32 protein-coding genes are annotated in these 21618 nt (G+C 70.9%); 8 read left to right on the top strand and 24 right to left on the bottom strand.

Going from position 1 to position 21618, the window contains the following annotated elements:
* Positions 1-62 precede the first annotated feature (62 nt).
* The 22 genes from ACIOD1_RS12810 to ACIOD1_RS12705 form a co-directional block, all read right to left on the bottom strand.
* Positions 63-695, bottom strand: a complete 633-nt coding sequence (locus tag ACIOD1_RS12810) for an NUDIX hydrolase (RefSeq protein WP_401901995.1) — start codon at positions 693-695, stop codon at positions 63-65.
* A gap of 47 nt (positions 696-742) precedes the next feature.
* Complete coding sequence (locus ACIOD1_RS12805) at positions 743-1051, bottom strand: hypothetical protein (RefSeq protein WP_401901992.1); 309 nt, start codon at positions 1049-1051, stop codon at positions 743-745.
* Positions 1052-1060: 9 nt separating this feature from the next.
* Complete coding sequence (locus ACIOD1_RS12800) at positions 1061-1726, bottom strand: hypothetical protein (RefSeq protein WP_401901990.1); 666 nt, start codon at positions 1724-1726, stop codon at positions 1061-1063.
* Positions 1723-2031 (bottom strand): hypothetical protein, encoded by a 309-nt coding sequence (locus ACIOD1_RS12795; protein WP_401901987.1) that lies wholly within the window; start codon positions 2029-2031, stop codon positions 1723-1725. The genes ACIOD1_RS12800 and ACIOD1_RS12795 overlap by 4 nt, the downstream gene beginning before the upstream one ends.
* Positions 2032-2833: 802 nt before the next feature.
* Entirely contained in the window at positions 2834-3271 is a 438-nt protein-coding gene (locus ACIOD1_RS12790) for a hypothetical protein (RefSeq protein WP_401901984.1), read from the bottom strand.
* Positions 3271-3507 (bottom strand): hypothetical protein, encoded by a 237-nt coding sequence (locus ACIOD1_RS12785; protein WP_401901981.1) that lies wholly within the window; start codon positions 3505-3507, stop codon positions 3271-3273. Before ACIOD1_RS12785 ends, ACIOD1_RS12790 begins: the two co-directional genes overlap by 1 nt.
* 289 nt (positions 3508-3796) lie before the next feature.
* Positions 3797-4429, bottom strand: coding sequence for a WhiB family transcriptional regulator (locus ACIOD1_RS12780; RefSeq protein ID WP_401901978.1), 633 nt, complete (start codon positions 4427-4429; stop codon positions 3797-3799).
* On the bottom strand, positions 4426-4929 hold the full coding sequence (locus tag ACIOD1_RS12775; RefSeq protein ID WP_401901976.1) for a RusA family crossover junction endodeoxyribonuclease: 504 nt from the start codon (positions 4927-4929) through the stop codon (positions 4426-4428). The genes ACIOD1_RS12780 and ACIOD1_RS12775 overlap by 4 nt, the downstream gene beginning before the upstream one ends.
* Positions 4926-5867, bottom strand: a complete 942-nt coding sequence (locus ACIOD1_RS12770) for a phosphoadenosine phosphosulfate reductase (protein ID WP_401901973.1) — start codon at positions 5865-5867, stop codon at positions 4926-4928. Before ACIOD1_RS12770 ends, ACIOD1_RS12775 begins: the two co-directional genes overlap by 4 nt.
* Complete coding sequence (locus ACIOD1_RS12765; protein ID WP_401901971.1) at positions 5864-6199, bottom strand: hypothetical protein; 336 nt, start codon at positions 6197-6199, stop codon at positions 5864-5866. The genes ACIOD1_RS12770 and ACIOD1_RS12765 overlap by 4 nt, the downstream gene beginning before the upstream one ends.
* On the bottom strand, positions 6199-6945 hold the full coding sequence (locus tag ACIOD1_RS12760) for an exonuclease domain-containing protein (protein WP_401901968.1): 747 nt from the start codon (positions 6943-6945) through the stop codon (positions 6199-6201). Before ACIOD1_RS12760 ends, ACIOD1_RS12765 begins: the two co-directional genes overlap by 1 nt.
* Entirely contained in the window at positions 6942-7952 is a 1011-nt protein-coding gene (locus tag ACIOD1_RS12755) for a hypothetical protein (protein WP_401901966.1), read from the bottom strand. The genes ACIOD1_RS12760 and ACIOD1_RS12755 overlap by 4 nt, the downstream gene beginning before the upstream one ends.
* A gap of 1 nt (position 7953) precedes the next feature.
* Positions 7954-8775: a hypothetical protein gene (locus tag ACIOD1_RS12750; protein ID WP_401901963.1), complete on the bottom strand. Its 822-nt coding sequence runs from the start codon at positions 8773-8775 to the stop codon at positions 7954-7956.
* On the bottom strand, positions 8772-9155 hold the full coding sequence (locus tag ACIOD1_RS12745; RefSeq protein ID WP_401901961.1) for a hypothetical protein: 384 nt from the start codon (positions 9153-9155) through the stop codon (positions 8772-8774). The genes ACIOD1_RS12750 and ACIOD1_RS12745 overlap by 4 nt, the downstream gene beginning before the upstream one ends.
* Complete coding sequence (locus tag ACIOD1_RS12740; RefSeq protein WP_401901958.1) at positions 9152-9379, bottom strand: hypothetical protein; 228 nt, start codon at positions 9377-9379, stop codon at positions 9152-9154. The genes ACIOD1_RS12745 and ACIOD1_RS12740 overlap by 4 nt, the downstream gene beginning before the upstream one ends.
* Positions 9376-10026 carry a hypothetical protein gene (locus ACIOD1_RS12735; protein WP_401901955.1) on the bottom strand — a complete coding sequence of 217 codons (651 nt, stop codon included), beginning with the start codon at positions 10024-10026 and terminating at the stop codon, positions 9376-9378. The genes ACIOD1_RS12740 and ACIOD1_RS12735 overlap by 4 nt, the downstream gene beginning before the upstream one ends.
* Positions 10023-10415, bottom strand: a complete 393-nt coding sequence (locus ACIOD1_RS12730; RefSeq protein ID WP_401901953.1) for a hypothetical protein — start codon at positions 10413-10415, stop codon at positions 10023-10025. Before ACIOD1_RS12730 ends, ACIOD1_RS12735 begins: the two co-directional genes overlap by 4 nt.
* Entirely contained in the window at positions 10412-10618 is a 207-nt protein-coding gene (locus ACIOD1_RS12725; RefSeq protein WP_401901950.1) for a hypothetical protein, read from the bottom strand. Before ACIOD1_RS12725 ends, ACIOD1_RS12730 begins: the two co-directional genes overlap by 4 nt.
* The gene (locus ACIOD1_RS12720) at positions 10611-11021 is read right to left on the bottom strand and encodes a hypothetical protein (protein WP_401901947.1); all 411 of its coding nucleotides are present in this window, start codon (positions 11019-11021) and stop codon (positions 10611-10613) included. Before ACIOD1_RS12720 ends, ACIOD1_RS12725 begins: the two co-directional genes overlap by 8 nt.
* The gene (locus tag ACIOD1_RS12715; protein WP_401901944.1) at positions 11018-11266 is read right to left on the bottom strand and encodes a hypothetical protein; all 249 of its coding nucleotides are present in this window, start codon (positions 11264-11266) and stop codon (positions 11018-11020) included. The genes ACIOD1_RS12720 and ACIOD1_RS12715 overlap by 4 nt, the downstream gene beginning before the upstream one ends.
* 79 nt (positions 11267-11345) lie before the next feature.
* The gene (locus ACIOD1_RS12710) at positions 11346-11519 is read right to left on the bottom strand and encodes a hypothetical protein (RefSeq protein WP_401901942.1); all 174 of its coding nucleotides are present in this window, start codon (positions 11517-11519) and stop codon (positions 11346-11348) included.
* The gene (locus ACIOD1_RS12705) at positions 11516-11728 is read right to left on the bottom strand and encodes a hypothetical protein (RefSeq protein WP_401901939.1); all 213 of its coding nucleotides are present in this window, start codon (positions 11726-11728) and stop codon (positions 11516-11518) included. The genes ACIOD1_RS12710 and ACIOD1_RS12705 overlap by 4 nt, the downstream gene beginning before the upstream one ends.
* Before the next feature lie 236 nt (positions 11729-11964).
* Between ACIOD1_RS12705 and ACIOD1_RS12700 the strand changes: the two genes are divergently transcribed.
* Entirely contained in the window at positions 11965-12417 is a 453-nt protein-coding gene (locus ACIOD1_RS12700) for a helix-turn-helix domain-containing protein (protein ID WP_401901936.1), read from the top strand.
* A gap of 11 nt (positions 12418-12428) precedes the next feature.
* A complete protein-coding gene (locus tag ACIOD1_RS12695) occupies positions 12429-13019 on the top strand; it encodes a hypothetical protein (protein WP_401901934.1) in 591 nt (196 codons plus the stop codon).
* Here ACIOD1_RS12695 and ACIOD1_RS12690 read toward each other — a convergent pair.
* A complete protein-coding gene (locus ACIOD1_RS12690) occupies positions 12955-14505 on the bottom strand; it encodes a recombinase family protein (RefSeq protein ID WP_401901931.1) in 1551 nt (516 codons plus the stop codon). The two genes, ACIOD1_RS12695 and ACIOD1_RS12690, sit on opposite strands and share 65 nt — an antisense overlap.
* Positions 14506-14527: 22 nt before the next feature.
* On the opposite strand from ACIOD1_RS12690, the gene ACIOD1_RS12685 reads away from it, so the two are divergent.
* The 5 genes from ACIOD1_RS12685 (at position 14528) to ACIOD1_RS12665 (ending at position 19683) form a co-directional block, all read left to right on the top strand.
* Complete coding sequence (locus tag ACIOD1_RS12685) at positions 14528-15505, top strand: LLM class flavin-dependent oxidoreductase (RefSeq protein ID WP_401901929.1); 978 nt, start codon at positions 14528-14530, stop codon at positions 15503-15505.
* A 185-nt stretch (positions 15506-15690) separates the two neighbouring features.
* Complete coding sequence (locus ACIOD1_RS12680) at positions 15691-17097, top strand: DUF6421 family protein (protein ID WP_401901926.1); 1407 nt, start codon at positions 15691-15693, stop codon at positions 17095-17097.
* 26 nt (positions 17098-17123) lie between these two features.
* A complete protein-coding gene (locus ACIOD1_RS12675; RefSeq protein WP_365623702.1) occupies positions 17124-17885 on the top strand; it encodes an SDR family oxidoreductase in 762 nt (253 codons plus the stop codon).
* Entirely contained in the window at positions 17864-18958 is a 1095-nt protein-coding gene (locus ACIOD1_RS12670) for a low specificity L-threonine aldolase (RefSeq protein ID WP_365623700.1), read from the top strand. The genes ACIOD1_RS12675 and ACIOD1_RS12670 overlap by 22 nt, the downstream gene beginning before the upstream one ends.
* A gap of 125 nt (positions 18959-19083) precedes the next feature.
* Entirely contained in the window at positions 19084-19683 is a 600-nt protein-coding gene (locus tag ACIOD1_RS12665) for a transglutaminase domain-containing protein (protein WP_365623698.1), read from the top strand.
* Here the strand turns inward: ACIOD1_RS12665 and ACIOD1_RS12660 are convergent.
* Positions 19619-20878, bottom strand: a complete 1260-nt coding sequence (locus ACIOD1_RS12660) for an MFS transporter (RefSeq protein ID WP_365623696.1) — start codon at positions 20876-20878, stop codon at positions 19619-19621. The genes ACIOD1_RS12665 and ACIOD1_RS12660 overlap by 65 nt on opposite strands.
* Before the next feature lie 89 nt (positions 20879-20967).
* Between ACIOD1_RS12660 and ACIOD1_RS12655 the strand changes: the two genes are divergently transcribed.
* Positions 20968-21591 carry a CGNR zinc finger domain-containing protein gene (locus ACIOD1_RS12655; RefSeq protein WP_365623694.1) on the top strand — a complete coding sequence of 208 codons (624 nt, stop codon included), beginning with the start codon at positions 20968-20970 and terminating at the stop codon, positions 21589-21591.
* Positions 21592-21618 lie beyond the last annotated feature (27 nt).

Below are 21618 nucleotides of genomic sequence, written 5' to 3'. Positions count from 1 at the left end.
CTCCTGGTCTGTGGTGTGCTGGGGGTGGCCGCCCCGGATAGCCCCCGGGGCGGCCGTCTGCGTCAGGGGCGCTCGGGCTGGGGGTCGGCGTCGTGTCCGTCGGCGGGGTGGCCGTCGTGCGCCCACCAGCCGCCGGCGTGCGGGCAGTCGATCCACTCGATCTCGGTGCGGCAGTGCTGGCACACGGCCCGGCGCGGCGGCGTTTCGCTGACCGGGCGCCGGTCGAGGTCGGACACCCAGGCCGCGCAGACCGCGGCAACCTGGACCAGCTCGGCGCGCAACTTCGCGGGGTTCGACTCGGCGCGGACCTCGGCGACCTCCTTGTCGAGGATGTGCTGCCAAGTCAGGTTGCCGCGCTCGGCTGCACGCTGGCATCGGGTGAGTGCTGCGTCGGCGGCCCGGCTGGCGGGGAGGAGCGGGATCCAGACCTCGGTGTTCGGGCCGGTGCCGTCGGGGTGTCGCTGGTCTCCAAACTTGGCGAGCTGCCGACCACTCTCGACGTCCACCGCAGCAACGAACGGAGCCAGACCAGGCGTAGCGGGGAGAACGTGCTTGCCGACCCAGACGGCGGTCTGCACCGTCAGCTCGGCGGCGAGCTGCTCGGTCGCGCCGATGGGGGTGGAGCGGACGATCTGGTCGATGAGGTGCTGGAGTGGGGCGAGGACGGCGATGTCGGTCGGGGGCTGGCGGGTCATGGGGTGTCCTTCCTGGGCGCGAGGAGCGGGATGAACCGGGTGGGCGGTCAGGCGTCGGGGTGGTTGCTGGTGTTGTGGTTGCAGCCGGGGCATTCGCATCGGGTGCCGGTCTGGGTGCCGGTGCGGAGGCGCTGGAGGGCTGTTTCCCAGGCTTCGGGTGGGGTTGTGGGTATCGGGTGGGGTGGTCGGCTGCGGGGCGGCCAGGCGCCCGGGATTCCGTGCGGGTCCGGGTCGGTGGTGGGCGCTGGCGCGGATTTGCCGCGGTCGCGTCCGGTGGCGATGAGCTGCCGGAGGTAGGCGCGCATGTCGCCCTGCTCGCGCATGGCCCGGACGTCAGCAGGTTCGATGTCGGTCACGGTCTGTCCCTACGCGGCGTGGAGGTGGGCGCGGGCGGCGTCGATGCGGGACGGGTGCGGGGCTCGGCGCCCTTGCCGCTTGCTCTCCGGGTCATGGCCGGGGGTGACGCGCCGTCCTCGGCAGGCTTGGTCCACGGCGGCGTCACACCAGGGGCAGGAGACGCTGAGCGGGTCGGCCTGGCCTCGGCGGACGGCGGCCTCACGGTCGGCCTTCTGGGGGCGATGCGCGGCGAGTTGCTCGCGGACGTGGTCGGGGATGTACCGGCCGATCTGCTTCAGGCGTTGTTGGACGTCTTCGGGGACGGCGGTGAGTTCGCGTGCTTGGACGGGGTCGGTGTGGCCCTGTGCAACGGCCAGCCGGCGGGCGGCGAGCTGGGTGCGGTAGGCCTCCTCGTCGTCGGGGTCGATGCCGGGGGGCTCGGGGTCGGCGTCGCGGTTCATGCGGTCGCGGACGACTGCTTGCCAACGGGTGGAGATGTCGCTGGGTTTGATGGGGAAGGGGCTGATGGCGTAGTGCTTGCCGACGGCGTACATGGCGTATTGGGCGGGGACGTCCTTGAGGACTTCAGCCCAGAGCGCGGCGAGGCCGACGATCTCGTGTTCGTCGTCGGGTAGGACTCGCGGGTCGGCGTAGGACACCTGCTTGAGGAGTTGGGGGATCTCTTCGGGGTTCACTGGTCTCCTCCTGCTGCTGCTCGGAGTTCGTCGGTGAGTCGGTCGAGGACGTTGCGGCTGGCGTTGCGGCGCGCGGAGGCCTGGTTCGGTGCGGCGGCGGGCACGGCGCGGAGTGCGGGGCGCATGTCGGGTTCGGGGTACTCGTCGTGGTACCGCTCGTTGGCCAACCAGTTCGCGGGGTAGCTCGTGTACTGGGGGTCCTTGCCGGAGACTTCGCGGGCGTAGGCCTGGGCGGCGTTGACCATGTCGCGGGGGTTGATGCCCTTGCGGATTGCGGCGATCCACTCGGTTTTGGCCTTCGCCATGTGGATCTTCTTGGGGTAGACGATCCAGAAGGCTCCGAATGCCGAGAGGTGAGGGTCGTCTTCCTCACCGCTGGACGTGTCGGGGGAAGTGTTCTTAACCCCCGTGTTCGTCTCTCTGTGTTCTGTATTTGACGTACCACCGTGTGGTACGTCGGAGTGACCTGCGGTTATGTCTGTTTCCGCAGGTGGCGCCGACGTGCCAGGAGGTGGCATGTCGGGCTGAGCTGCGCCGATGGCCGTTTGTGCAGGTCGCACCGACGTACCACCATCTGGTACGTCGGTGGAGCCCTCCGGCGTACCACCGTGTGGTACGTCGGTCCCACCTGCGGCTTTGCCCGTTTGTCCAGGTCGCGCCGACGTACCGCCCTGTGGCACGTCGGAGTGACCTGCGGGAACGTCTTGCACGACGAGGGAGGTTGCGTGCTGACCGCCGACAAGAACTTCCCGCTCGGACAGCAGGTAGCCGAAGCTCTTCAACTCCGCAAAGGCAGAGCGGAACTGCCGGCGACCAGGGCTGTCCTTCCCGTGCTTGGCAACCGAGGCCTGCCACATCTCGTCGCAGCTTGTCTTCCATCCGTCGGGCCGGCTGAGGAGCTCGACGAGGATGCCGCGAGCCATGTGGCTCATGCGGTCGTCGCGCACAGTGGCGTTGGGGACTTGAAGGAAGTCCCTCGTCAGCCGGGAGTGCCGAATCCTCACGTGCGGTCCTCTTCTCGTGGTGCGAGTGCGGGATGGTGAAGCCCGACCCGGGGGCGTTGAACCCCCGGGCGCCGGCCTGGTTACCGGGCGGGCGGTGGAATGGTCAGCGCACGAACTGGTCGCGTTCGGCCTGCGCCTTGACGCGCTGGTAGCCCTGGTACTCGCTCTCCGTGGGGTACTCGCCGAACGCGTCGGCGATCACGGACTCCGCGTCGCGCGGGCCGGGGCCGATCTCGTCGAGCGTTCCGTCCATGCGGCGGGCCCTCCACATGGCCCGCTTGGCCTCGCGGAGCGTGTCGGCTTCGGCGTCGGAGCGGGCGACTTCGCAGCTCGTGATGCGCACCTTGACCTGCGGTTCTTTGTCCTCGTCGTCGGCGTGCCCGGTGTACGACTTGCTGGTCAGCTCGACGATGGCGACGACGGTGCTACCCGGCCGCTCGAACAGGCCGCGGCGCTGCTCGGGCGACAGGGACACCTCGACGGGGGCGGCTGCTGTGTCGAGCTTGATCTCGGGGGTCTGGGCGGGGTTGAGCTTCGGCATCAGAGGGTTCCGTTCTGCTGGTAGGCGTCGGCCGCTTCTGCGGCCCGGGCTTGGATGGCTTCCTCGGCGCAGACCTTGTGTGCGGGGCTGCGCTTGGAGTCGCGGAGGTGGGTGTCGAAGCCGCAGTACCTGCACGGCCTCGGGTCGCGGGACCAGTGGACGGAGGCGTTGGACCAGTCGAGGAGCTGGCCGGCGGCCGGTGGAGGCGGTGCCCGGCGGGGGCGGCGGCCGGTCACCCGAACAGTCCGAGCTGCTGCGGCGGGTGACAGGTCCGGCAGGCGCACCGGACCCGACAGTCGGGGCCCGCCGTGTGAACCAAGGCGCGCGGCGGCCAGGCCAGGCCGGGCCCGTACACGCTCTTCTCCCGGTCCTCCAGGTGTCCGGCGCACGCGTCGTGCGTTCCGACCTGGCAGGCCCGGCAGGTGCGGCGCGTCTGGCACGGAGACGGTCCCCCGGCCACCGGGCCAACAGAGGCAGCCGACTGGACGAGGACGGTGTCGCGGATCCAGGCCGCGGCGACCGGCGTCACGCGGCGGCCCACGCGTCGCGTAGCTCGCGGTCGGCGAGGTGCGCGGGAGCGACGCAGCCCTTATGCCCGCACGTCACGCGCACGTGGCCCGCAGCCTCGCGGCCGTGACCGGCGAGGAACGCGATTCGCGTAGGTGCGAGGTGGCGACCCTCCCAGATCACGTTTGCCGGTCCGGTCCACTCGCGGTGGCCGTCTCCTACGCTGCGCGTCATCTCCGCGAACACCTCCAGCGGCGTGCGCTGCTGGGAATTCGGCGACAGACCGAGGAGGGCACGGCGGGTGTGGACCGTGGAGTTCGGCAGGTCACAGAGGCGGGCGATGTCGGTGTCGCCGAGTTCGCCCGCGCGGATGTATGCGTCCACCTCGCTGTAGTCCCGGCCTGCCTCTTCGGGAGCGGTTTTGGTCCCCGCGCGCAGGGCCCGGCGCTCCCGCTCGGACAGGCCACCCCACACTCCGTGCTGCTCGCCGTGCGTGAGGGCGTAGTCCCGGCACAGATCCAGGACCGGGCATACCGCGCACACCCGCTTGACAGCGGCGATCGAGTGGCCACGCTCGGGGAAGAACGATTCGGGGTCGGACTGGGCGCAGGTGGCGTCGGCCTTCCACACCAGCATGGGCAGGGTCTTCATCGGGTCACCGCCGGGGTGAGCTGCCAGATACGGATGATGGCGCCGGGCTGGTCGAGTGCGTCGAGTCCTTCGCCGGGGTGCATCTTGCGGGCGGTGACCTCGACGATCCGGGAGTCGTCGGCGATGGCGCCCGCGGTGGTGAGGGCGTCGAAGGTGGAGCGGAGGAGCTTGTCGAGGTCGCCGCTGTCGCGGGTGGTGGGCCACGTGAGGCGGGTCTTCGGTGCCGAGGCGGGCTTGCGGACGGTGAATGCGATCTCGACCGAGAGCGGGCCGTCGAGCGGGGCCCCGGTGACGGCGGCCCGCGCCGCGGCGTCGACGACGGCTCGCCAGGGCTTGACCCGGGTGGACTGCTCGATGAGTCGGCCGCGGCCGACGTGCCGTTTGCTGCCTTGCGGGGCGGGGCGGTGGCCGAGGACGGTGATGGTGAGGTCGGCGGGGTTGGTGCCCGCGGCCGGGAGGGTGGACGGCATCCCGGTCGCGGGGGTTACGGCGGTGGTCATGTCATGCACCATCCGGAGTCACAGAGGCCCTCGGCCTCGTCGAACATGGGGAGGAGGTCGACACCGTCGGGGATGGCCTCGCGAAGTGGCTTTCCGAACCGGGTCAGGTAGACGTGGTCCTTGCCGAGCACGTCGCGACGGTCGTTGAGGAGGTCTTCGAGCTGGCACGACTTCTCGAACAGGTCCGGCTCGTTGCGGCGCATGTCGTGCCAGGTCTCGGGCCGGTGGAACGGGCAGAAGTAGCACGACGACTTCGGCGGGACTGGGAGGCCGGCGTCACGGATGATCCGCGCGCAGTCCGTACGCCGGAGGCCCAGGTCGAGGAGCGGGTAGACGATCTCCTCGTGCGGTTCGCAGTGCCGCTTGTTGGCCCGGTGGACCTCGTCGACGCTGATGCCGATGCCGATGGTGGCGACGTTCGGCTGTACGCACTTCGGGCAGTCCTGCCGCGGGCCGTCCCCACACAGGTACGGGGTGCCGTCCTCCTCGCAAGCTGTCCCGGGTTGCTCGGCGCGATGTGCCCTACATACGCGTCCCGCGGTGGCGCCGCGTCGCTTCAGCTCCTTGCCGATCACCTTGATCTTGAAGTCGGCCGTGCACGACCGGGTGCCGGGCGCCCCGTTGGACATCCGCACCGGGATGGCTAGGGACCGGGACCCCTCCTTGGTGAGCTGGCCGTGCAGCGTGCGGGTCTCACCAGAGCGGACCATGACGCGGTCAAGGAGAACCAGCTCGATACCGTGCTCGGCGGCGTACGGGCGGGCGTGCTCGTCGAGGTAGCGCATCGTGGCCGGGTTCTCGGAGTCGTCACCCACGTTGGCCATGAGGAACGTGCGGAAGTCGATCCGGCCGGTAGCGGCCAAGACGAGCAGGGCCGTTGACTGGACACCCCCGCCGTAACTGATGCTGCGGAGCTTGGCCGCTGTGGTCGCGATCACTTGGCCACGTCCTTCGGGGTGATCCCGAGGGCCACGCGGGCGGCGGGCTCCAGCGGCCTACCGTTGTGGCCCGTCGCGTCGAGGAGCTGACTAGCGAGCCGCTTCGACGCCCGGCCCTGCTTGGACAGCTCGGCCCGGTAGCGGGCGCAGGCCCGAACAGCGCGAGCGAGACGCGCGTTCTGGACGGCGGCCGAGTCGAGGTCCGAGAGGACGATGTCCCGGACGTCGCCACGGAGAGCCTTGTAGTCCTCGCGGGTGTCGGCCAGTTCGGCGGTACGGATCCGCACGAGCCTTTCGAGGTTGGCGATCTTCTGGGATTTCCTGCCGAACATCAGCGCCCTCCGTTCTGCTGGTGAGGGATGAGGGGCCACGAGCCGTCGATGACCTTGTTCGGGTCGCCGCCCTGCTCCGGGCTGGCTTTCGTGCGGAACCACTGCTGGAGGCTGGCCTGTTGGTCGGCTCGCCACCGCTGCTGCTGCTCGAACAGGAAGCTGGGGGCGTAGTCGTTGAGGTGCGGGTACCGCTCGAACTGGGCTTCGGCGATGAGGAGCGCGGCGAGCGCGTCGGCCTCGGCGGTGTGCCAGTCGGCCAGCTCGACGCCGTACCGCTCGGCGGTGGGCTTGAGCCTCCGTGCGCCGCTGCCCTTGACGTAGCGGTCGAACTGCTTGTCGATGACGAGCGGGTCGATTAGCCCGAGGACCGTGCCTTCGGGCACCCGGTCGGCGGGGCCCGGGACGCGGTGCCGTTCCGCATCGCGGGTGAGGATGGTCCAGTCGAAGCTGAGGTTGTAGGCGACGACCGGCATGCCGTACATCAGGGCCAGGGTGATGTGGTGGGCGATGTCGTCGAGGGCGGCGGCCGGGGTGGCGCCGGTGGCGGCCTTCGCGTCGGTGATGCCGTGGACCTCGGTGGCTTCGGCCGGGATCGGGATCCCCGGATTGATCAGCCACGACATGGTGCGGTCGGGGAAGCCGCCGCCACGGGCGACGAGGGCGGCGGTGACGATGCGGTCCCGGGTGGGGTCGGGGCCCGTGGTTTCGGTGTCGAACGCGAGCTTCCGGACGTCGGCGAATTTCATGCGCGGGCCCCCGATCCGGGAGCAGCGACCGCCGGCCAGCCGGACGACTCCTCGTCCTCGACGAACTCGCCCTCGTACACGCCTTCCTCGTCCGGCGCAGGCGCTGGTGGGGTGGCGGCCGGAATCGGCTGCGCGGGCTCCTTCACGGCGTCCGCGCGCTCCTTCAGCGCGGCAATCAGCTCGTCATTCAGGTGCCCAGCCGCGTGCGCGGCCCGGTACACGTCCTGGACGTCGTCGACGGTCAGAGCGCCCGCAGCGTCGGCAAGGTAGTCGGGGCGCGGGGCTTCGATCGCGGCGACCGCCCGGGACCCGGTCGGGTCGAGGGCCAGCGCGGTGGAGATCGGACCGGCGAGGGCCTGGCGCGGGGTGATCCCGCGCAGCTCCACGACGACCACGGGGAACTTCTTCGTCTCCCCGTTCGCGACCCGCTGCCGCGGTTCGATCCGCAGCGTCACCGGCACGAAGCCCCGCCCGTCGGTACCGGCAAGGACCATGTCGACCATGCCGCCCCACTCCGACGCGGCGTAGAACGAGTGCGTCTCAGCCCGCCACATGCCCATACCGGACAGGTCCGGCAGCATCACGTTCAGACGGGACGTGGCGGAACAGACACGGCCCTTGGGCTGCTGGTGCCAGTCCTCGCCGAACGTCGCCGCGCAGATGCACGGCTTGCGGGTGAGGAGTTCGGTCTGGCCGTCGCAGCGCCGGGCGCAGCCGCCCTTGGACCACATCTCGTTGTACTGGTTGAGCGGGTCGCCAGGGGTGATCAGGGCCTCGATCGCGGACGCCTTCGTGATCACCCTCCACTGCTTGATCGTGGAGTTCAGCGGCGTCCACTCCTGGACGTCGCCGCCCCACAGCTCGGCGGCCGTGCGAACGTGCTCCTCGGAGTGAGAGGTGACGACCCAGGTAGCGGACCGCATCGGCCGGTTGCCCTGGGTGTAGCCGGTGCGCAACCGGCCGTGCTCGGCAGCGCGGCGCTGGATGTTGTTGAGACGGGAGCCCATCTCAGGCCGCCTTTCGGGAGGGCGCTGCCGTAGGCGACAGCGCGGCGTACGAGGAGGGTGCGGCGTGCAGCCAGCGCGTGGCTTCGAGGGCGCCGCGGAACGCGCGGTGGGCGTTCCGGTCGGCGGGCATCGGCACGAGCGCGTGTGACTTCGCGCGGAGGTTGAGGACGCCGGCCCGCTGGATGGCGGGCATCGGGGCGTCGGTGTCGTCGGGGAGGAGGACGGTCTCCGCGTACCGCAGGGCGGCGAGCTGGAGCGTGTTCTCCGGGTAGACGCTCTTGGCGGGCCGGGTCGCCGACGTCTTGAAGTCGATGAGCCACAGCTCCAGCTGGCCGCTTGGGCCGGTCGGCAGCCAGATCAGCAGGTCCGCCGTCCCGGCGTAGCCGAGGCGCCGGTGGAACACGGTGATCTCGGTTGCCTCGATGTGCTCGTTGAGGTCGACGCCCCACCCGGCCAGCCATACCTTCAGCTGGACCAGGTACGGGGCGACCTCCGGGTCGGCAGGGACGGGGGCGCCGCAGAGGTACAGCTCGGCGCCCTTGTGGATGCGGTCGCCGAGATCGGCGGCGCGGTCCTTCACGTCGCGGTGGACGGCCTTGATCTCGCGGACCACGGCCGTCGGCTCGGTGACCAGGCGAAGGGTGATCGAGGGGAGGTTCGCGAGGACGTGCTCCACCGTGAGCTTGACCGCCCACGGGATGAGCGCCTTCTTCGCGACGGCGGTGTCGAGGACGTTGGTGACGGACACGAGGTCGGGGCCCCCGGCGGGGTCGCTGTAGTAGCGACCCCGCTCGGTGTCCCGCGCCAGGCGCGGATTCGTCATGCGGCTTCACCTCGGCAGGTGAACCACTCCAGGCCCGTGCGCCACAGGTGCAGCTCGTGCCGTTCACCGGCCTGCTTGCAGTTGAAGATTTGAGTGTGGACACCGTTCAGGGCGATGCCGTCGCAACTCCCCTCGGCGGAGCGGCTGCCACCCCAGGCGAGCCCGCAGGCGGCGGCGTTCCAGTCGGTGATGTGGTCGCCGTCGCCGATGTACCGGTCGGCCAAGAGGCCGGCCTGCGCAGCGGCGAGGGCGAGGGTGGCGTGCACCTGGGCGGTGGCCAGAACCTCGGCTGACCCCTCGCCGACGTCAATCGCCCCGTTGGTCGAGGTAAGTTCCCGGACGAGTCGCTCGGCCTCGCGGTAGTGCTCGGGCCCGGTCATCGGCCACCGCCGATCGAGCGGAGATGCCAACGCCGGTCGTTCTCCGGTCCGGTGTGGTAGATCAGGCCCTTCTGGTACGCCGCCCGCAGGTCGTGGCGGACCGTGTTCCGGCCCGGCGCGAGGCCCTGCACCTGGTAGTAGGTGACGACGGACCCCGTCTTGATGGGGCCGGGCTGCTGGACGAACAGCCGGTGGAGGACGGCGATACGGGCGCGGGCGCTCATCGGTCACCGCCAGGCGTGCACTTCGGAGCCCCAGGGCACGGCCCGAACCCGTTGTGCTGCGAGCAGATCAGCACCGCCGGGTACGGGCCGCCGCCCTTACGCGGGTCGATCTCGTCGACCACCTCGCGGATCAACTCGGCCATGTCCGGCTCGCCGTCGACCTGCCGCACCGCAGCACCCATACGGGCATCCCGGGCGGCCTCGGCGACGGACAGGTCGCCGATGACCTGCTGGTAGCGGAGGTAGACGTCCTCGGCGAAGTTCCGCCGGAGGAACACGTCCACGTCCAGGGGAGTGGCAGTGAACCGCGACGGGGTGGGCTCGCCGCAGGTCGTGCCGGTGCCCTTCCCCTCCGCCAGACCGAGGAGTCCGGCGAGCTTGGCCCGCGCCTCGTCGTCGAGGAGCAGCGCCACCGGGCGCTCGTCCTCCGCGACGCAGCACACGAGCAGCTCGAGGTTCTCGTCCTCCAGCGCCGGTTCGACGGAGCAGTCGAAGCGGCGGACGATCAGCGGTGTGGCGGCCTTTTCGGCGAGCACCTCGGCGCGGTAGGCGTCGAGTTCCGCGAGGAAGTCCTTCTCGTAGCGGTCCGAGTGGAACGCGACCTTCGCGACGAGCCGCTCACGGGCGGTGGGGGTGGTAGCGCTCACGCGGCGGCCCCCCGCTCCTGACTCGGGACCTTCGACAGCAGGACCGCAGCCGGGTTGAAGCGGGCGAGCTGCGGGATCACGCCGTCCAGCTCGGCCCTCAGCCGCAGCGCGGCGGCCAGGTCGATGCGGGTCTCGGCGTCGTCCATGGCGGCCGCGTCCTCGACCGCCTCGACGAGGTGGTCCAGCTCCCCGTCACGCGGGGAGGCCACGGCCTCGGCAAGCGCGTCGAGCTGGAGGATGATGTCCTCGCGGCCCTCGTCCGTACCCCACGCCACGGCGAGGGAGAGGAGGGTGTCCCGGCGGACCTGGTCGACACGGAGGATCGCGGCGTTCCAGGTCGGGTTGAGACGGATGGACAGGCCCGGCTCGCGGCTGGGGTTCTCGTTCATCGGGTGCCGCCCTTCGTGTGGATGCGGTCGGACGGACGGAGGGTGCAGCGACGGCAACGGGTGTGCGGGGTGGACGTCCACGACGGGACGACACGGACCGGGTCCCCCTGGTGCGGGGTCTCGGCCTCGGAGTCGCAGCCGGGGCAGCCGTCCTGCAACAGGACGGAGCCGTGAGCGCAGAGCACCCGGACGCGGTCAGCCACGGGACACCTCCGGGAGGTCGCGGCCGGTGGTGTACGCGTGGTGGAGCGGCGAGTCGTGCGGGTCCTCGACCGGCGCGGCGGCGATCTCCTGCCGGAGACGCTCCAGCCCGGCGACCGGGTCGAACATCGGCGCCGGCCGAGTGCGCTCGGCCTCCAGCTCGGCCATCCGGTCCCGACCCACCCGCAGCGCTTCGGCCGCGTCGGACAGGGCCTCGTTCGTTCCGTGCCGCTCCGCCTCCAGCTCGGACACCCGGGACCGCAACCGAGCCAGCTCGGCAGCCACCTCCGGCGTCATGTGCCGGCCCGCCGCGTCGACCGCGAACGCAATCCCCATCGGCGTCCGGTCCTGCTCCTGCGCCCGGCAGATCAGATCCGCCAGCGAGTTCAGCGACTTCGTGTTCATGCCGCACGCTCCACCAGCGTCAGCGCGCCGACCGTCGCCGCCAGCTCGGCCTCACGGGCCCAGAACGTTCGCGGGCAGTTCGCCGGGTTCACCGGCTCCGGCACGAACAGCCGGCCGTCCTGGCCGTCCTCGACCAGCTTCCACAGGAACCCGCGGCCGTCCTTGTACAGCTCGACCGGCATGTCCGGGAGCGGGCGGGACGGAAGCGGGATGGGAAAGCGGGTGGGGATAGAGTTGTTCTTCACGGTGTACCTCTCTGTTGGTGGTGAGGTGCTGCCGAGGGGCTGTTCCGGATAGCCGTCCGGGCGGCCCCGCTTTCGTAGGTCAGGCGGCGGCGCGCTCGTCGGCGACGGGCGCCTGGCGCTTGGCCGGGTTGGTGAGGATCGGCCGGAGTGCGGCGATCAGCTCAGGTCCCGGTGGGGGAGCGGCGGCCACGCCCTGCTCGATGTGAGCGACGACTGTCGGCCCGAGGTAGGCGACGAGTTCGGCGCGGGTCACGCGGCGGTCTCCTCGATGAAGTCGTCGACCGTCCCGCCGTACGTGCGCTTGAGGACGAGCAACGTTTCGACGAGCGGCTTCGAGCGTCGGTTCAGGAGCTTCGAGATGTGTGATTCGGCGAGGCCCGTGCGCTTCGCGATGGCGTAGCCGGTGATGTCGCCTCGATCGCTCGCGGCGGCCTTGAGGCGCTCGATGTGAAGTCGGTACATGGGTCACCCCCTTGGTTCTGCCTACCGAGGCGAACCTGCCTCGATAGGCAGAACTCTACGCAGCAAACACCCTGCCTAGCAAGCAAGGATGCCAGCAAGAAAGGTAATGATTTCGTGGAGAACAAGCGTTCGAGCGCTGATTCGAGCTGCCGTAACGCTTCTACCTGGCCAAACGCGTACCCTTGCTTGCTAGCAAGGGTGCTGCATCTCTCTACCTGGGCAGATACCTTGCAACCATGCGGAGTGAAGAGACGGTTCGACAGCGGTTCGGCAGGCTGATCGCCAGCGCCGCCCGAACTACGGGCAGATACGACCTAGACAGCCACGGAGGCAAGGCCGCACTCGCGCGCGCCGCCGGCCTCTCCGAGAGCACTATGGGGCGCGTCCTCAGAGGGGAGTCCATCCCGGATCCACGCTTCTTCGAACCACTCGCCGCGGCCGTTGACCTGGACGTGCGCGACCTGCTAGTTGAAGCCGGGATTATTTCTCCTGAGTCACTGTCAACCCCCTCCCAAACTCGGGCATCAGGGGTAGGCTCAAAAACAATCACCCTCGACGAAGCGGCAAATGCCCTTGGCATTCACGACCCCGTGGCACGCGAGATGCTCGCGGCCACGGTGGAGCGGTTGAGGCGCATCCAGGACGCTGCGGACGAGTCCGACGGCGGGGGTGCCGCAGCACACGCATAGCGGGGGTACGGATGGATCAGGCAGGAAGCGCAACCCGAGCTAGAATTGCCGCCGCTGGCGCCGGCGCAGCCATGACGTTCTCAACGGGCATCCTGGCCTACGGGATCGTCGACTCCAGCATCCCGGCATCAGTCGGCGGCGGCCTCGCTGGCCTTGCCGCCGCCGGGATGATGGGTCTGGCCAAGCTCCGGGCCTGGACCGTTGACACCAGCGCCGAGCGCCGCCAACTCGCCGACTCCGTCCGGCAGGCCCAGAACGAAGAGACGCGCTACGTCGCCGCCCAGGGCGCCCAGGCCGAGGAACACCGTCGCCGCCTGCGTGACATCGAGGGCGACCGAGTGAGGCAGGAGCAACACTTCATCGCCGCCAAGGCTGCGATGGAAGCTGACTTCGAAGCCCGCCGCGAGGCTCTGATCATCGAGAGCATGGCGACCGGAATCCGCCTCCACCTCGCTGGCCTCCTCAACGCCCCGACCGAGGCGGTCGAGGCGAAGATCCTGCGCCTCCCCGGACAACAGCAGCCTGTCCGCGAGCGGGCTACGGCCCACCCGGCAGACCAGGCTCCGGAGGCAGTACGCGACCGCGGCGTCGCCCGCCCATGAACCCTGGCTCACCCTGGTAGGCGATCGTGATCCGGCCCGGCTGGATCGATCGCACACCGGGGGTGCTCGCCTTATGGAGGCGCACAGTCATGCACAGCCGGATTACCGCCCGCTGCTGCTGAAGGTCGTACTCCTCCCACAGCGCGAACGGGTCCTTGGACGTCAGCAGGTTACGTACCACGGCCGGGACCACGCGCGGGCGGGCCGCCTGGCGGGCCGCCGCGATGAGAGGCTTGAGGCGCTGCTCCGTCGCGTTCAGCATGGCGATACTCAGCCCCGGCGCCCCATGCTCGTCGAACGTAGTCGCTGCCTCCTCGGCCTCCCTCAGCTGGCCCTCCAAGGCCTTCAGTCGGGCTCGCGCCGCGGCCCCCTCCTTGTCCGATTCCATCGCCTGAAAAGCGGCCTTGGCCGCGTCCGTGGACAGGTAGTCGAGGAGCGCCAGCGTGACGTACGCCGTGAACTTCTCCTCGTTGATCGTCGTGTGAGCCCGATCCGTACACCGCATCGACGGATAGCTCCGGTTGACGTACGGGCGCAGCACGGGCTCCGCATTCGTGGCCATCAACTCCGGGTGCTCGCCGCACAGTCCGATCCCGGACAGGAGATGTGTCGGCGTGAGGTCGGTGGCCCAGGCCCGCCCCTCCATGTCGAGCAGGGCCTGCACAGCCTCGAACACCTCGGGGTCGACGAGCGCCGGCCACGTGCCAGCCTTGAAGTCCTCGCCCTGGTACACCCGGCGGCCAGCGTAGGCCGGGTTCCGCAGGATCGTCCGCAGGTGCCAGTCCTCCCAGACCTTTCCCTTCTGGGTGCGGTGCCCGGCCGCAGTGAGCCGTGCCGCCGTGCCGCGTAGCGACTTTCCTGCCGCAGCGTCCGCCCAGATTTCCCGCACAACGGGCCCCTGGACAGGGTGCTCGATCTGCTCGACGAGGTCGCCACTGTTCGGGTCGTACATGCGCTTGTACCCGTCGGGGCACGGCCCCCACGGCTTGCCCGCGTCGGCGGTCTGGCGGGCGGTGCGGAGGTTCCGGTCGCGGATGTCCTCCGCTTCGCTTTCCGCCTGGACGGCGTCCATCGCAGTTGCCTTGCGGTCGGCGCTCTTGCTGAAGTCGTAGATCTGGCCCTTGTAGTAGAGCAAGACCCCCGCGTTGTGGCAGGCGTCGCGCAGCCGGGTGTACGCCTCAAGGTCGCGGTAGTAGCGCGAGGCTTCGAAGGCCACGACGATCCGTACGTGCCCGGCGCGGATGCCTTTGAGCATGGCGTCGAAGTCGTCGCGCGCCACCTTGGCGTGTCGGGACGCGGACACGTCGACGTCCTTGAACTCCTCGACGATGGGCCAGCCGTAGCGGGCGCAGAGCGCGCGGCCCTCCATCAGTTGGGCGGTGACGCTGCGTCCCTTCTTCTTCGGGTCGCGGCTGGCCCGCGCGTAGAGGTAGCCAGGGAAGGGCCCTTGGTGGACCGCATGCAGGTACTCGGGGTCGATCGGCATGGTTCACCGTACTCAACTACCCATGCGTAGTAGAAGGTTTGCGCCGGAGATCTTCCTGACCTGGGTCGCCGCCCGGACGCACACCATACGCATCGGTCACGGAGTCGTGTGCATGCCCTTCAACTTCAACCACCCGGTCCGGGTCGCCGAGCGGGCCGCGATGCTCGACCTGCTCTCCGGCGGCCGGCTCGACCTGGGGGCCGGGCGCGGCGGCACCGAGCAGGAGACCTCCCTGTGCGGGGTGGACCGCGAGCGCACCACCGCCGAGGTGGAGGAGGCCCTGCGGATCATCGGGAAGGCCTGGCAGGAGGAGGAGCTGGAGCACCACGGCGCACTGCTCGACATCTCCCCGCACCCGATCCTGCCCCGCCCGGTCCAGACCCCGCACCCGCCGTTGTTCCTCGCGTGCAGCCGGGCCGAGACCCTGGTGCGGGCGGCGGAGTGGGGGGTCGGGGCCCTGGTGATGGGCTTCGCCGGTCCCGAGTCGATCGCCGGGATGCGGGCCGTGTACGACGCGGCCGTCGCGGGCCGTGACGGCAGCGCCTTCGTGTCCACCGTTGTCAACGACCACTTCTCGGTGCTCTGCCCGACCATCGTGCTCGACGACCCCGAGGAGGCCCGCCGGATCGGCGTCCGCGGCCAGCGGTTCTTCGCCCAGTCCATCGGGCACTGGTACGGGGGCGCGGGCGTCCCCGACGAGGCGGTGGTGGCGGGCTCCGACGAGGCGGCGGAGATGCGCCGGGCCGCCGAGCAGGTGGTGGCGCGGCTGAACGAGCAGTACATCCCGGTGCGGCCGACCGCCACCGCCACCTTCAACGCCGACCACGCCTACGGGAGCGCCGACGACGCCATCGCGTACGTGGAGCGGCTGCGGCGGGCGGGGGCCGACGAGGTGATGTGCCTCATCCAGATGGGCACCGTGCCGCAGGAGGCGTGCCTGGAGACCCTGCGTCAGTGGGGGGAGAAGGTCATCCCGCACTTCTCCGGACGCGGGATCTGAACGCGGGGGCCATAGTCGGAGGAGCGGGCGGCCTAGCCGGAGTGGTGGCCTCCACCCGGTGCGACGGGAAGAATTTCGGTGTGCATGGGGGTGGGGCAGGATAATTTCCCGAGTTCCCTCTTGAGTGGGAGAGCCTCACGCGCTTACGCTGTGCCGACGTGAGGTTCTCCTGTGGAGGAAGTGACATGACGGAAACTCTTGTGCCGGGTACTGGCGGAGCCGTGATAACCGCCGGGACGCGGGTGGTCGACCACCCGGCGTGGCCCGAGCTCAAGGCCGCCGTGGAGGAGATCCGCCCCTGGCAGGCCAAGGACGGGTCCATCGACTTCGAGGTCGAGGGCGCGCACGCCCGCGCCACCGTCCTGGCCGCCGTGGACCGCGTCGTCGAGGCCGTCGAGACGCTCTCGCCGCTCCTGCCGCACGGGGTCGCCTACCACCGCGCGCTCGTCGCCGACCTGCGCAAGTGGGCCGCGGGCGACTTCGAGGTGCCGGACTTCCTCGACTCCCTGCTGGCCTTCCACCCGGCCGCCGAGCGCGCCGACGGTCTCCAGCACCTCGTGATCTTCCCGATGTACACGCAGAACGGCAACCCGGACCGCAACCTGGAAGCCGTCGTGCTCAAGATGGTGTGGCCCGAGTGGCTCGCCGAGCTGGAGCGCACCCGGTACGACAACCCGCTCTTCCTCGGCATCACCTTCGAGGACTTCACCCCGGGCTACGACACCCACTCCGCGGTGCTCTTCCCGGAGACCATCGCCGTGCGCGAGGCCCCCGAGCGCTTCACCTGGGGCGGCATCTTCTGCGACCGCGAGGCCGCCCGCTACCGCAAGGTGACCGAGGCGGCCGTCGACATCCTGGGCATCGACCTGCCCGAGGACATCGCCCGCATGGTCGAGGACCAGGAGCGCTGCGAGAAGGCCTTCGTCCTGTGGGACATGGTCCACGACCGCACCCACAGCCACGGCGACCTGCCGTTCGACCCCTTCATGATCAAGCAGCGCCAGCCGTTCTGGATGTACGGCCTGGAAGAGCTGCGCTGCGACCTCACCGCCTTCAAGGAGGCCGTGAAGCTGGAGTCCGAGGGCAACGAGCACGGCCGCGACGTCCAGTACGCCGTCCTCTTCGACCGGATGTTCCGCTTCCCGGTCTCCGGCGACCGCAACCGCAACTACGACGGCCTCGGTGGCCAGCTGCTCTTCGCGTACCTCCACAAGCACGACGTGGTGCGCTGGACCGACAACACGCTGAAGATCGACTGGATGCGCGCCCCGCAGGTCACCAACCAGCTCTGCGCCGAGATCGAGAACCTCTACCGGGCCGGCATCGACCGCCCCAAGCTCGTCCACTGGTTCAAGGCCTACGAGCTGGTCGCCACCTACCTCGCCCCGCACCCGGGCTCCAAGTGGGCCAAGGGTCCCGACGCCCTCGACCTGACGCAGCCGCCGCGCAAGCTCGTGGACGACGTGCTTCCGGACGAGTTTCCCCTCAGCATGTTCTACGAGGCCCTCGCCAAGAAGCTCAAGGGCGTGATCGCCTCGACGAAGGGCATCACCGCTTTCGACGCCGAAACGTCCGAGCGGGTCGCCGCGTGAGCGCTCGCCCCCAGGAGGCCGCACAGATGAACGGGTCCGCGAACGGCAACGGGAACCTCCACGGAGCGGTGGTCGCGGTGGCCGGGGCCGGTGGCCCCGCCGGCCGCGCCGCCCTCCTACGCCTCGCCGAGGCCGGCGCCGTGGTCGTGGCCTCCGACGCCGACCCGGCGCGCCTCGCCGAGGCCGTCGACGCCGCCCGCTACGCCCACGGCGGCGCCAGTGTCACCGGTGACACCGTCGACCTGCTCGACCTGGAGGCCACCAAGGCCTGGGCCGAGCGCACCGAGAAGGAGTTCGGCCGCGTCGACGGGGTCGTCCACCTCGTCGGAGGCTGGCGCGGCAGCAAAACCTTCACCGACGTGGACCTCGCGGACTGGGACTTCCTGGAGAAGCTCCTCATCCGCACCGTCCAGCACACCTCGCTGGCCTTCCACGACGCGCTGCTGCGCAGCGACCGCGGGCGCTACCTGCTGATCAGCCAGTCCGGCGCCCACAAGCCGGTCGCCAACAACGCCGCGTACAACGCCGGCAAGGCGGCCGCCGAGGCGTGGACGCTGGCGATGGCCGACTCCTTCCGCAAGCTCGGGGGCGAGGACGGCCCCGGCGCCGCGGCTGCGATCCTGGTCATCAAGGCACTGGTGCACGACGCGATGCGCGCCGAGCGTCCCAATGCGAAGTTCGCGGGCTTCACCGACGTCGCCGAGCTGGCCGAGGCCATCGCCGGCGTGTGGGACCGGCCCGCCTCCGATGTGAACGGACAGCGTCTGTGGCTCACCCCGCAACCGTGAGGACCGAAACCGGGAAGACGGACGCCCGGCGCCATCACGACCCGGCCGTACGCGGTTTCGCCAGCGACAACTACGCCGGCGTGCACCCGGAGGTCCTCGCCGCGATCGCCCTCGCCAACGGTGGCCACCAGGTCTCGTACGGTGAGGACGAGTACACCGAGAACCTCCAGAAGATCTTCCGCAGCCACTTCGGGCCGTACGCGCAGACCTTCCCGGTCTTCAACGGCACCGGTGCCAACGTCGTCGCCCTCCAGGCCATGACGGACCGCTGGGGCGCCGTGATCTGCGCCAAGTCCGCCCACATCAACGTGGACGAGGGCGGCGCCCCGGAGCGGATGGCCGGCCTCAAGCTGCTCGCCGTCCCCACCCCGGACGGCAAGCTGACCCCCGAGCTGATCGACCAGGAGGCCTGGGGCTTCGAGGACGAGCACCGGGCGATGCCGCAGGTGGTCTCGATCACCCAGAACACCGAGCTGGGCACGGTCTACACCCCGGACGAGATCCGGGCGATCTGCGAGCACGCCCACGGCCTCGGCATGAAGGTGCACCTCGACGGCGCCCGCATAGCCAACGCCGCGGCTTCGCTCGACGTGCCGATGCGCGCCTTCACCAACACGGTGGGCGTGGACGTGCTCTCGTACGGCGGCACCAAGAACGGCATGATGTTCGGCGAGGCCGTGGTGGTGCTGAACCCCGACGCGGTCCGGCAGATGAAGCACATCCGCAAGATGTCGATGCAGCTCGCCTCGAAGATGCGCTTCGTGTCCGTGCAGCTGGAGGCGCTCCTCGCCAAGGACCTGTGGCTGCGCAACGCCCGCCACGGCAACGCGATGGCGCAGCGTCTCGCCGCCGGTGTCCGCGAGACCGACGGGGTGGAGATCCTCTATCCGGTGCAGGCGAACGCGGTGTTCGCGCGCCTGCCGCACGAGGTCACGCGCAGGCTCCAGAAGCGCTACCGCTTCTACTTCTGGGACGAGGCCGCCGGCGACGTCCGCTGGATGTGCGGCTTCGATACCCAGGAGGAGGACGTGGACGGCTTCCTCCAGGCCCTCAAGGAGGAGCTGGCCCGGTAGGGGGCCGGCCGTCCGGATCCCAGCGGTCCGGGTCCCGGGGCCGTCCGACGCTCCACGACCGGGGTCGTCCGACGCTCCACAATTCGATAGTCATGCGCTCTAACGCATAGGTATGCTCCTGGATCATGAAACTGATCCAGGAGCACACCGACGTCGACGCCTATCTGGCGGCCGACGAGGTGATCGACCACGACCACCCCCTCGTACGCGAGACCTCCGACGCCCTCTGGGCGGCCACCGGCGAGATCCGCGCCTACGCGGAGGCCGCCTTCGAGTTCGTCCGCGACACCGTCCCGCACTCAAAGGACTCGGGGGACCAGCGCGTCACCTGGCGGGCCTCCGACGTGCTGGGCACCCGCAACGGCATCTGCCACGCCAAGGCCCACGCCCTCGCCGCCCTGCTGCGCGCCCGGGGCGTGCCCACCGCGCTCTGCTACCAACTCCTGACCGACGACGACGGGACCAACCCCCTCCTGCACGGTCTCGTCGCGCTCCGGCTGCCCGGGGCCGCGCGCTGGTCCCGCGTGGACCCGCGCGGCAACAAGCCGGGCGTCGACGCCCGGTTCGACCTGGAGCGGGAACGCCTCGCCTTCCCGGCGCGCCCCGAGCTGGGCGAGGTCGACTACCCGGGGCTCCACGCCACCACGCACCCCGGCACGCTCAAGGCGCTCCGGGAGTCGGCGGACCGGACCGAGCTGTGGCGGAACCTGCCGAAGGCCCTCTGACCCCGGCCGCCCGCCCCGGCGCCGGTACGGACTCCCGGGCCGGGGTCAGGGCGTGCAGGGCGGCGCCGACCAGTTGGAGCACGGCGATCCCGAGCACCAGCGTCCACGGCGGCGCGGCCGCGGCGAGCCCCACCAGGGCGGCGCCCGCCGAGGCGGCGGTCAGTTTGAGCCCCGCCCCCAGGGTGAACACCTGCGTCCGTACCGCCCCCGGCGCGTACTGCGAGCGGATGCGCAGGGTGGCCGTCAACAGCGGCCCGTCACAGACCCCGGCGACGGCGAAGGCCACCGCCGTCCACGCCGGCGACGGGGCGAAGGCCGCCACCGCGAGCGCCGCCCCCGTACCGGTCAGGGCCCAGCGGGCGAGCCGGCCCGGATCCAGGGCGGTGATCCGGCCCAGCGTCAGGGAGCCGGTCAGCGCGCCCACCGCGAAGGCCGTCATCAACACCCCGCCCGCCCCCGGGCTGCCCAGGGACCCGGCCAGCAACACCGAGGTGGTGGTCAGCGAGCCGATCCCGACGAAGGCCACCGTCGTCGCCGAGGTGATGGCCCGCAGCTGCGGGACCCGCCACAGGGCCGTGAGCCCCGCCCCGAGCCCGGCCCGGGGGCCGCCCGCCTCCCGGCCCGCGCCCGGGACCTCGTACGCCGAGGCCGGCAGTGAAGCCGCCAGCAGCGCCGCCAGGGCCCCCGAGGCCGCGAGCGCGCCCATCGCGGGCGCCGCCGAGCCCGTCGCCGCGAGGACGCTCACCACCGCCGGGGCCGTCACGGCCGCCGCGTTGTAGGTGGAGGCGTCCCAGCCGTAGGCCCGGTCGCGCCCGGGGCCCGCCGGCGCCACTCCCGCCACCAGGCTGGAGAGCCCGCCCGTGACCACCGGGCCGCAGGTCCCGCCCAGCACCGCCACCGCCAGGACCACCGCCGTGGGGGCCCGGCCCAGCAGCAGGGCCAGCGTCGCGACGGCCGCCGTGAACCCGGCCAGCGAGCCCGCGTAGAACAGCCGGGGCCTGCGGACCCGGCCCGCGAGCACGCCCGCGAGGGGAGCGGCCAACACGTGCGGAGCCAGCCAGGCGGTGAGGACGAACGCCCCGTGCGCGGCGCTCCCGGAGCGTTCCAGGGCGAGCAGCACCACCGCCATCCCCATGCCCTCGGAGGCGAAGCGCGCGGCGAGCGCGGCCGCCAGGTACCGTCCGAACCCGCTCATCGGCGCACCCTCCGGTGAATGTGTAACGTGATGATTCGACAAGACGTTACGTCATGGGGACGCGGCACGCACAGGGAAAGGACCGGGAGATGACGGAAGGGAAGGGCGCCGCCGGCGCCGACCCGTCGGAAGCGGCGCGCGGCGGCTTCTCGGCCGCCGGGCGGCTGATCGACCTCGCCGAAGCGGTCCGCGTCGATCCCGGCCTCCCGCGCACGGCGCTCGCGGAGCTGCTCGTCCGCCACGGGGAGCACCCGGCGGACCTCACCCCGGAGGCCTTCGGGGAGGCGGAAGCGGCCGAACTGCGGGCCGCGGCGGCCCGGATGGCGCTGGTCCTGGCCGAGACGGACGAGGACCGGGCGGCCGGGGCGCTGAACGCGCTGCTGGAAGAGTGCGGCACCCGTCCCCGGCTGACCCGGCACGACGGCCACCCCTGGCACCTGCACGTGGACCGGGGCGACGGGGCGGCCTGGGGCGACTGGTACCTGGCCTCGGGCGCCCTGGCCCTGGCCCAACTGCTCACCGAGTACGGGCGGCTCGCCTGGGGCGCCTGCGCGGCCGGCGGCTGCGGGCGGCTCTTCCTGGGCACCGGCCCCGGCAGCGCCCGCCGCTACTGCTCGGGCGCCTGCGCCACCCGCGAACGGGTCGCCGCGCACCGGCGGCGCAAGCGGGCCGCCCGGACGGAGGCGGATGCGCGGGCGCGCCCCGACAGCTGACGCCGGGCGGCGACGGACGTACGTGGG

The organism is Streptomyces sp. NPDC088097 (assembly GCF_044741845.1).
GTDB lineage: Bacteria > Actinomycetota > Actinomycetes > Streptomycetales > Streptomycetaceae > Streptomyces.
This window is presented reverse-complemented; position numbering and strand designations above follow the sequence as displayed.

Bases quoted from the DNA above. Each gene is read 5' to 3' on its own strand.
- ACIOD1_RS12810 (WP_401901995.1), bottom strand. From the start codon at position 695: ATGACCCGCCAGCCCCCGACCGACATCGCCGTCCTCGCCCCACTCCAG.
- ACIOD1_RS12795 (WP_401901987.1), bottom strand. From the start codon at position 2,031: ATGGCGAAGGCCAAAACCGAGTGGATCGCCGCAATCCGCAAGGGCATC.
- ACIOD1_RS12790 (WP_401901984.1), bottom strand. From the start codon at position 3,271: ATGCCGAAGCTCAACCCCGCCCAGACCCCCGAGATCAAGCTCGACACA.
- ACIOD1_RS12780 (WP_401901978.1), bottom strand. From the start codon at position 4,429: ATGAAGACCCTGCCCATGCTGGTGTGGAAGGCCGACGCCACCTGCGCC.
- ACIOD1_RS12775 (WP_401901976.1), bottom strand. From the start codon at position 4,929: ATGACCACCGCCGTAACCCCCGCGACCGGGATGCCGTCCACCCTCCCG.
- ACIOD1_RS12765 (WP_401901971.1), bottom strand. From the start codon at position 6,199: ATGTTCGGCAGGAAATCCCAGAAGATCGCCAACCTCGAAAGGCTCGTG.
- ACIOD1_RS12760 (WP_401901968.1), bottom strand. From the start codon at position 6,945: ATGAAATTCGCCGACGTCCGGAAGCTCGCGTTCGACACCGAAACCACG.
- ACIOD1_RS12755 (WP_401901966.1), bottom strand. From the start codon at position 7,952: ATGGGCTCCCGTCTCAACAACATCCAGCGCCGCGCTGCCGAGCACGGC.
- ACIOD1_RS12750 (WP_401901963.1), bottom strand. From the start codon at position 8,775: ATGACGAATCCGCGCCTGGCGCGGGACACCGAGCGGGGTCGCTACTAC.
- ACIOD1_RS12745 (WP_401901961.1), bottom strand. From the start codon at position 9,155: ATGACCGGGCCCGAGCACTACCGCGAGGCCGAGCGACTCGTCCGGGAA.
- ACIOD1_RS12740 (WP_401901958.1), bottom strand. From the start codon at position 9,379: ATGAGCGCCCGCGCCCGTATCGCCGTCCTCCACCGGCTGTTCGTCCAG.
- ACIOD1_RS12730 (WP_401901953.1), bottom strand. From the start codon at position 10,415: ATGAACGAGAACCCCAGCCGCGAGCCGGGCCTGTCCATCCGTCTCAAC.
- ACIOD1_RS12720 (WP_401901947.1), bottom strand. From the start codon at position 11,021: ATGAACACGAAGTCGCTGAACTCGCTGGCGGATCTGATCTGCCGGGCG.
- ACIOD1_RS12705 (WP_401901939.1), bottom strand. From the start codon at position 11,728: ATGTACCGACTTCACATCGAGCGCCTCAAGGCCGCCGCGAGCGATCGA.
- ACIOD1_RS12700 (WP_401901936.1), top strand. From the start codon at position 11,965: ATGCGGAGTGAAGAGACGGTTCGACAGCGGTTCGGCAGGCTGATCGCC.
- ACIOD1_RS12695 (WP_401901934.1), top strand. From the start codon at position 12,429: ATGGATCAGGCAGGAAGCGCAACCCGAGCTAGAATTGCCGCCGCTGGC.
- ACIOD1_RS12690 (WP_401901931.1), bottom strand. From the start codon at position 14,505: ATGCCGATCGACCCCGAGTACCTGCATGCGGTCCACCAAGGGCCCTTC.
- ACIOD1_RS12685 (WP_401901929.1), top strand. From the start codon at position 14,528: ATGCGTAGTAGAAGGTTTGCGCCGGAGATCTTCCTGACCTGGGTCGCC.
- ACIOD1_RS12680 (WP_401901926.1), top strand. From the start codon at position 15,691: ATGACGGAAACTCTTGTGCCGGGTACTGGCGGAGCCGTGATAACCGCC.
- ACIOD1_RS12675 (WP_365623702.1), top strand. From the start codon at position 17,124: ATGAACGGGTCCGCGAACGGCAACGGGAACCTCCACGGAGCGGTGGTC.
- ACIOD1_RS12665 (WP_365623698.1), top strand. From the start codon at position 19,084: ATGAAACTGATCCAGGAGCACACCGACGTCGACGCCTATCTGGCGGCC.
- ACIOD1_RS12660 (WP_365623696.1), bottom strand. From the start codon at position 20,878: ATGAGCGGGTTCGGACGGTACCTGGCGGCCGCGCTCGCCGCGCGCTTC.
- ACIOD1_RS12655 (WP_365623694.1), top strand. From the start codon at position 20,968: ATGACGGAAGGGAAGGGCGCCGCCGGCGCCGACCCGTCGGAAGCGGCG.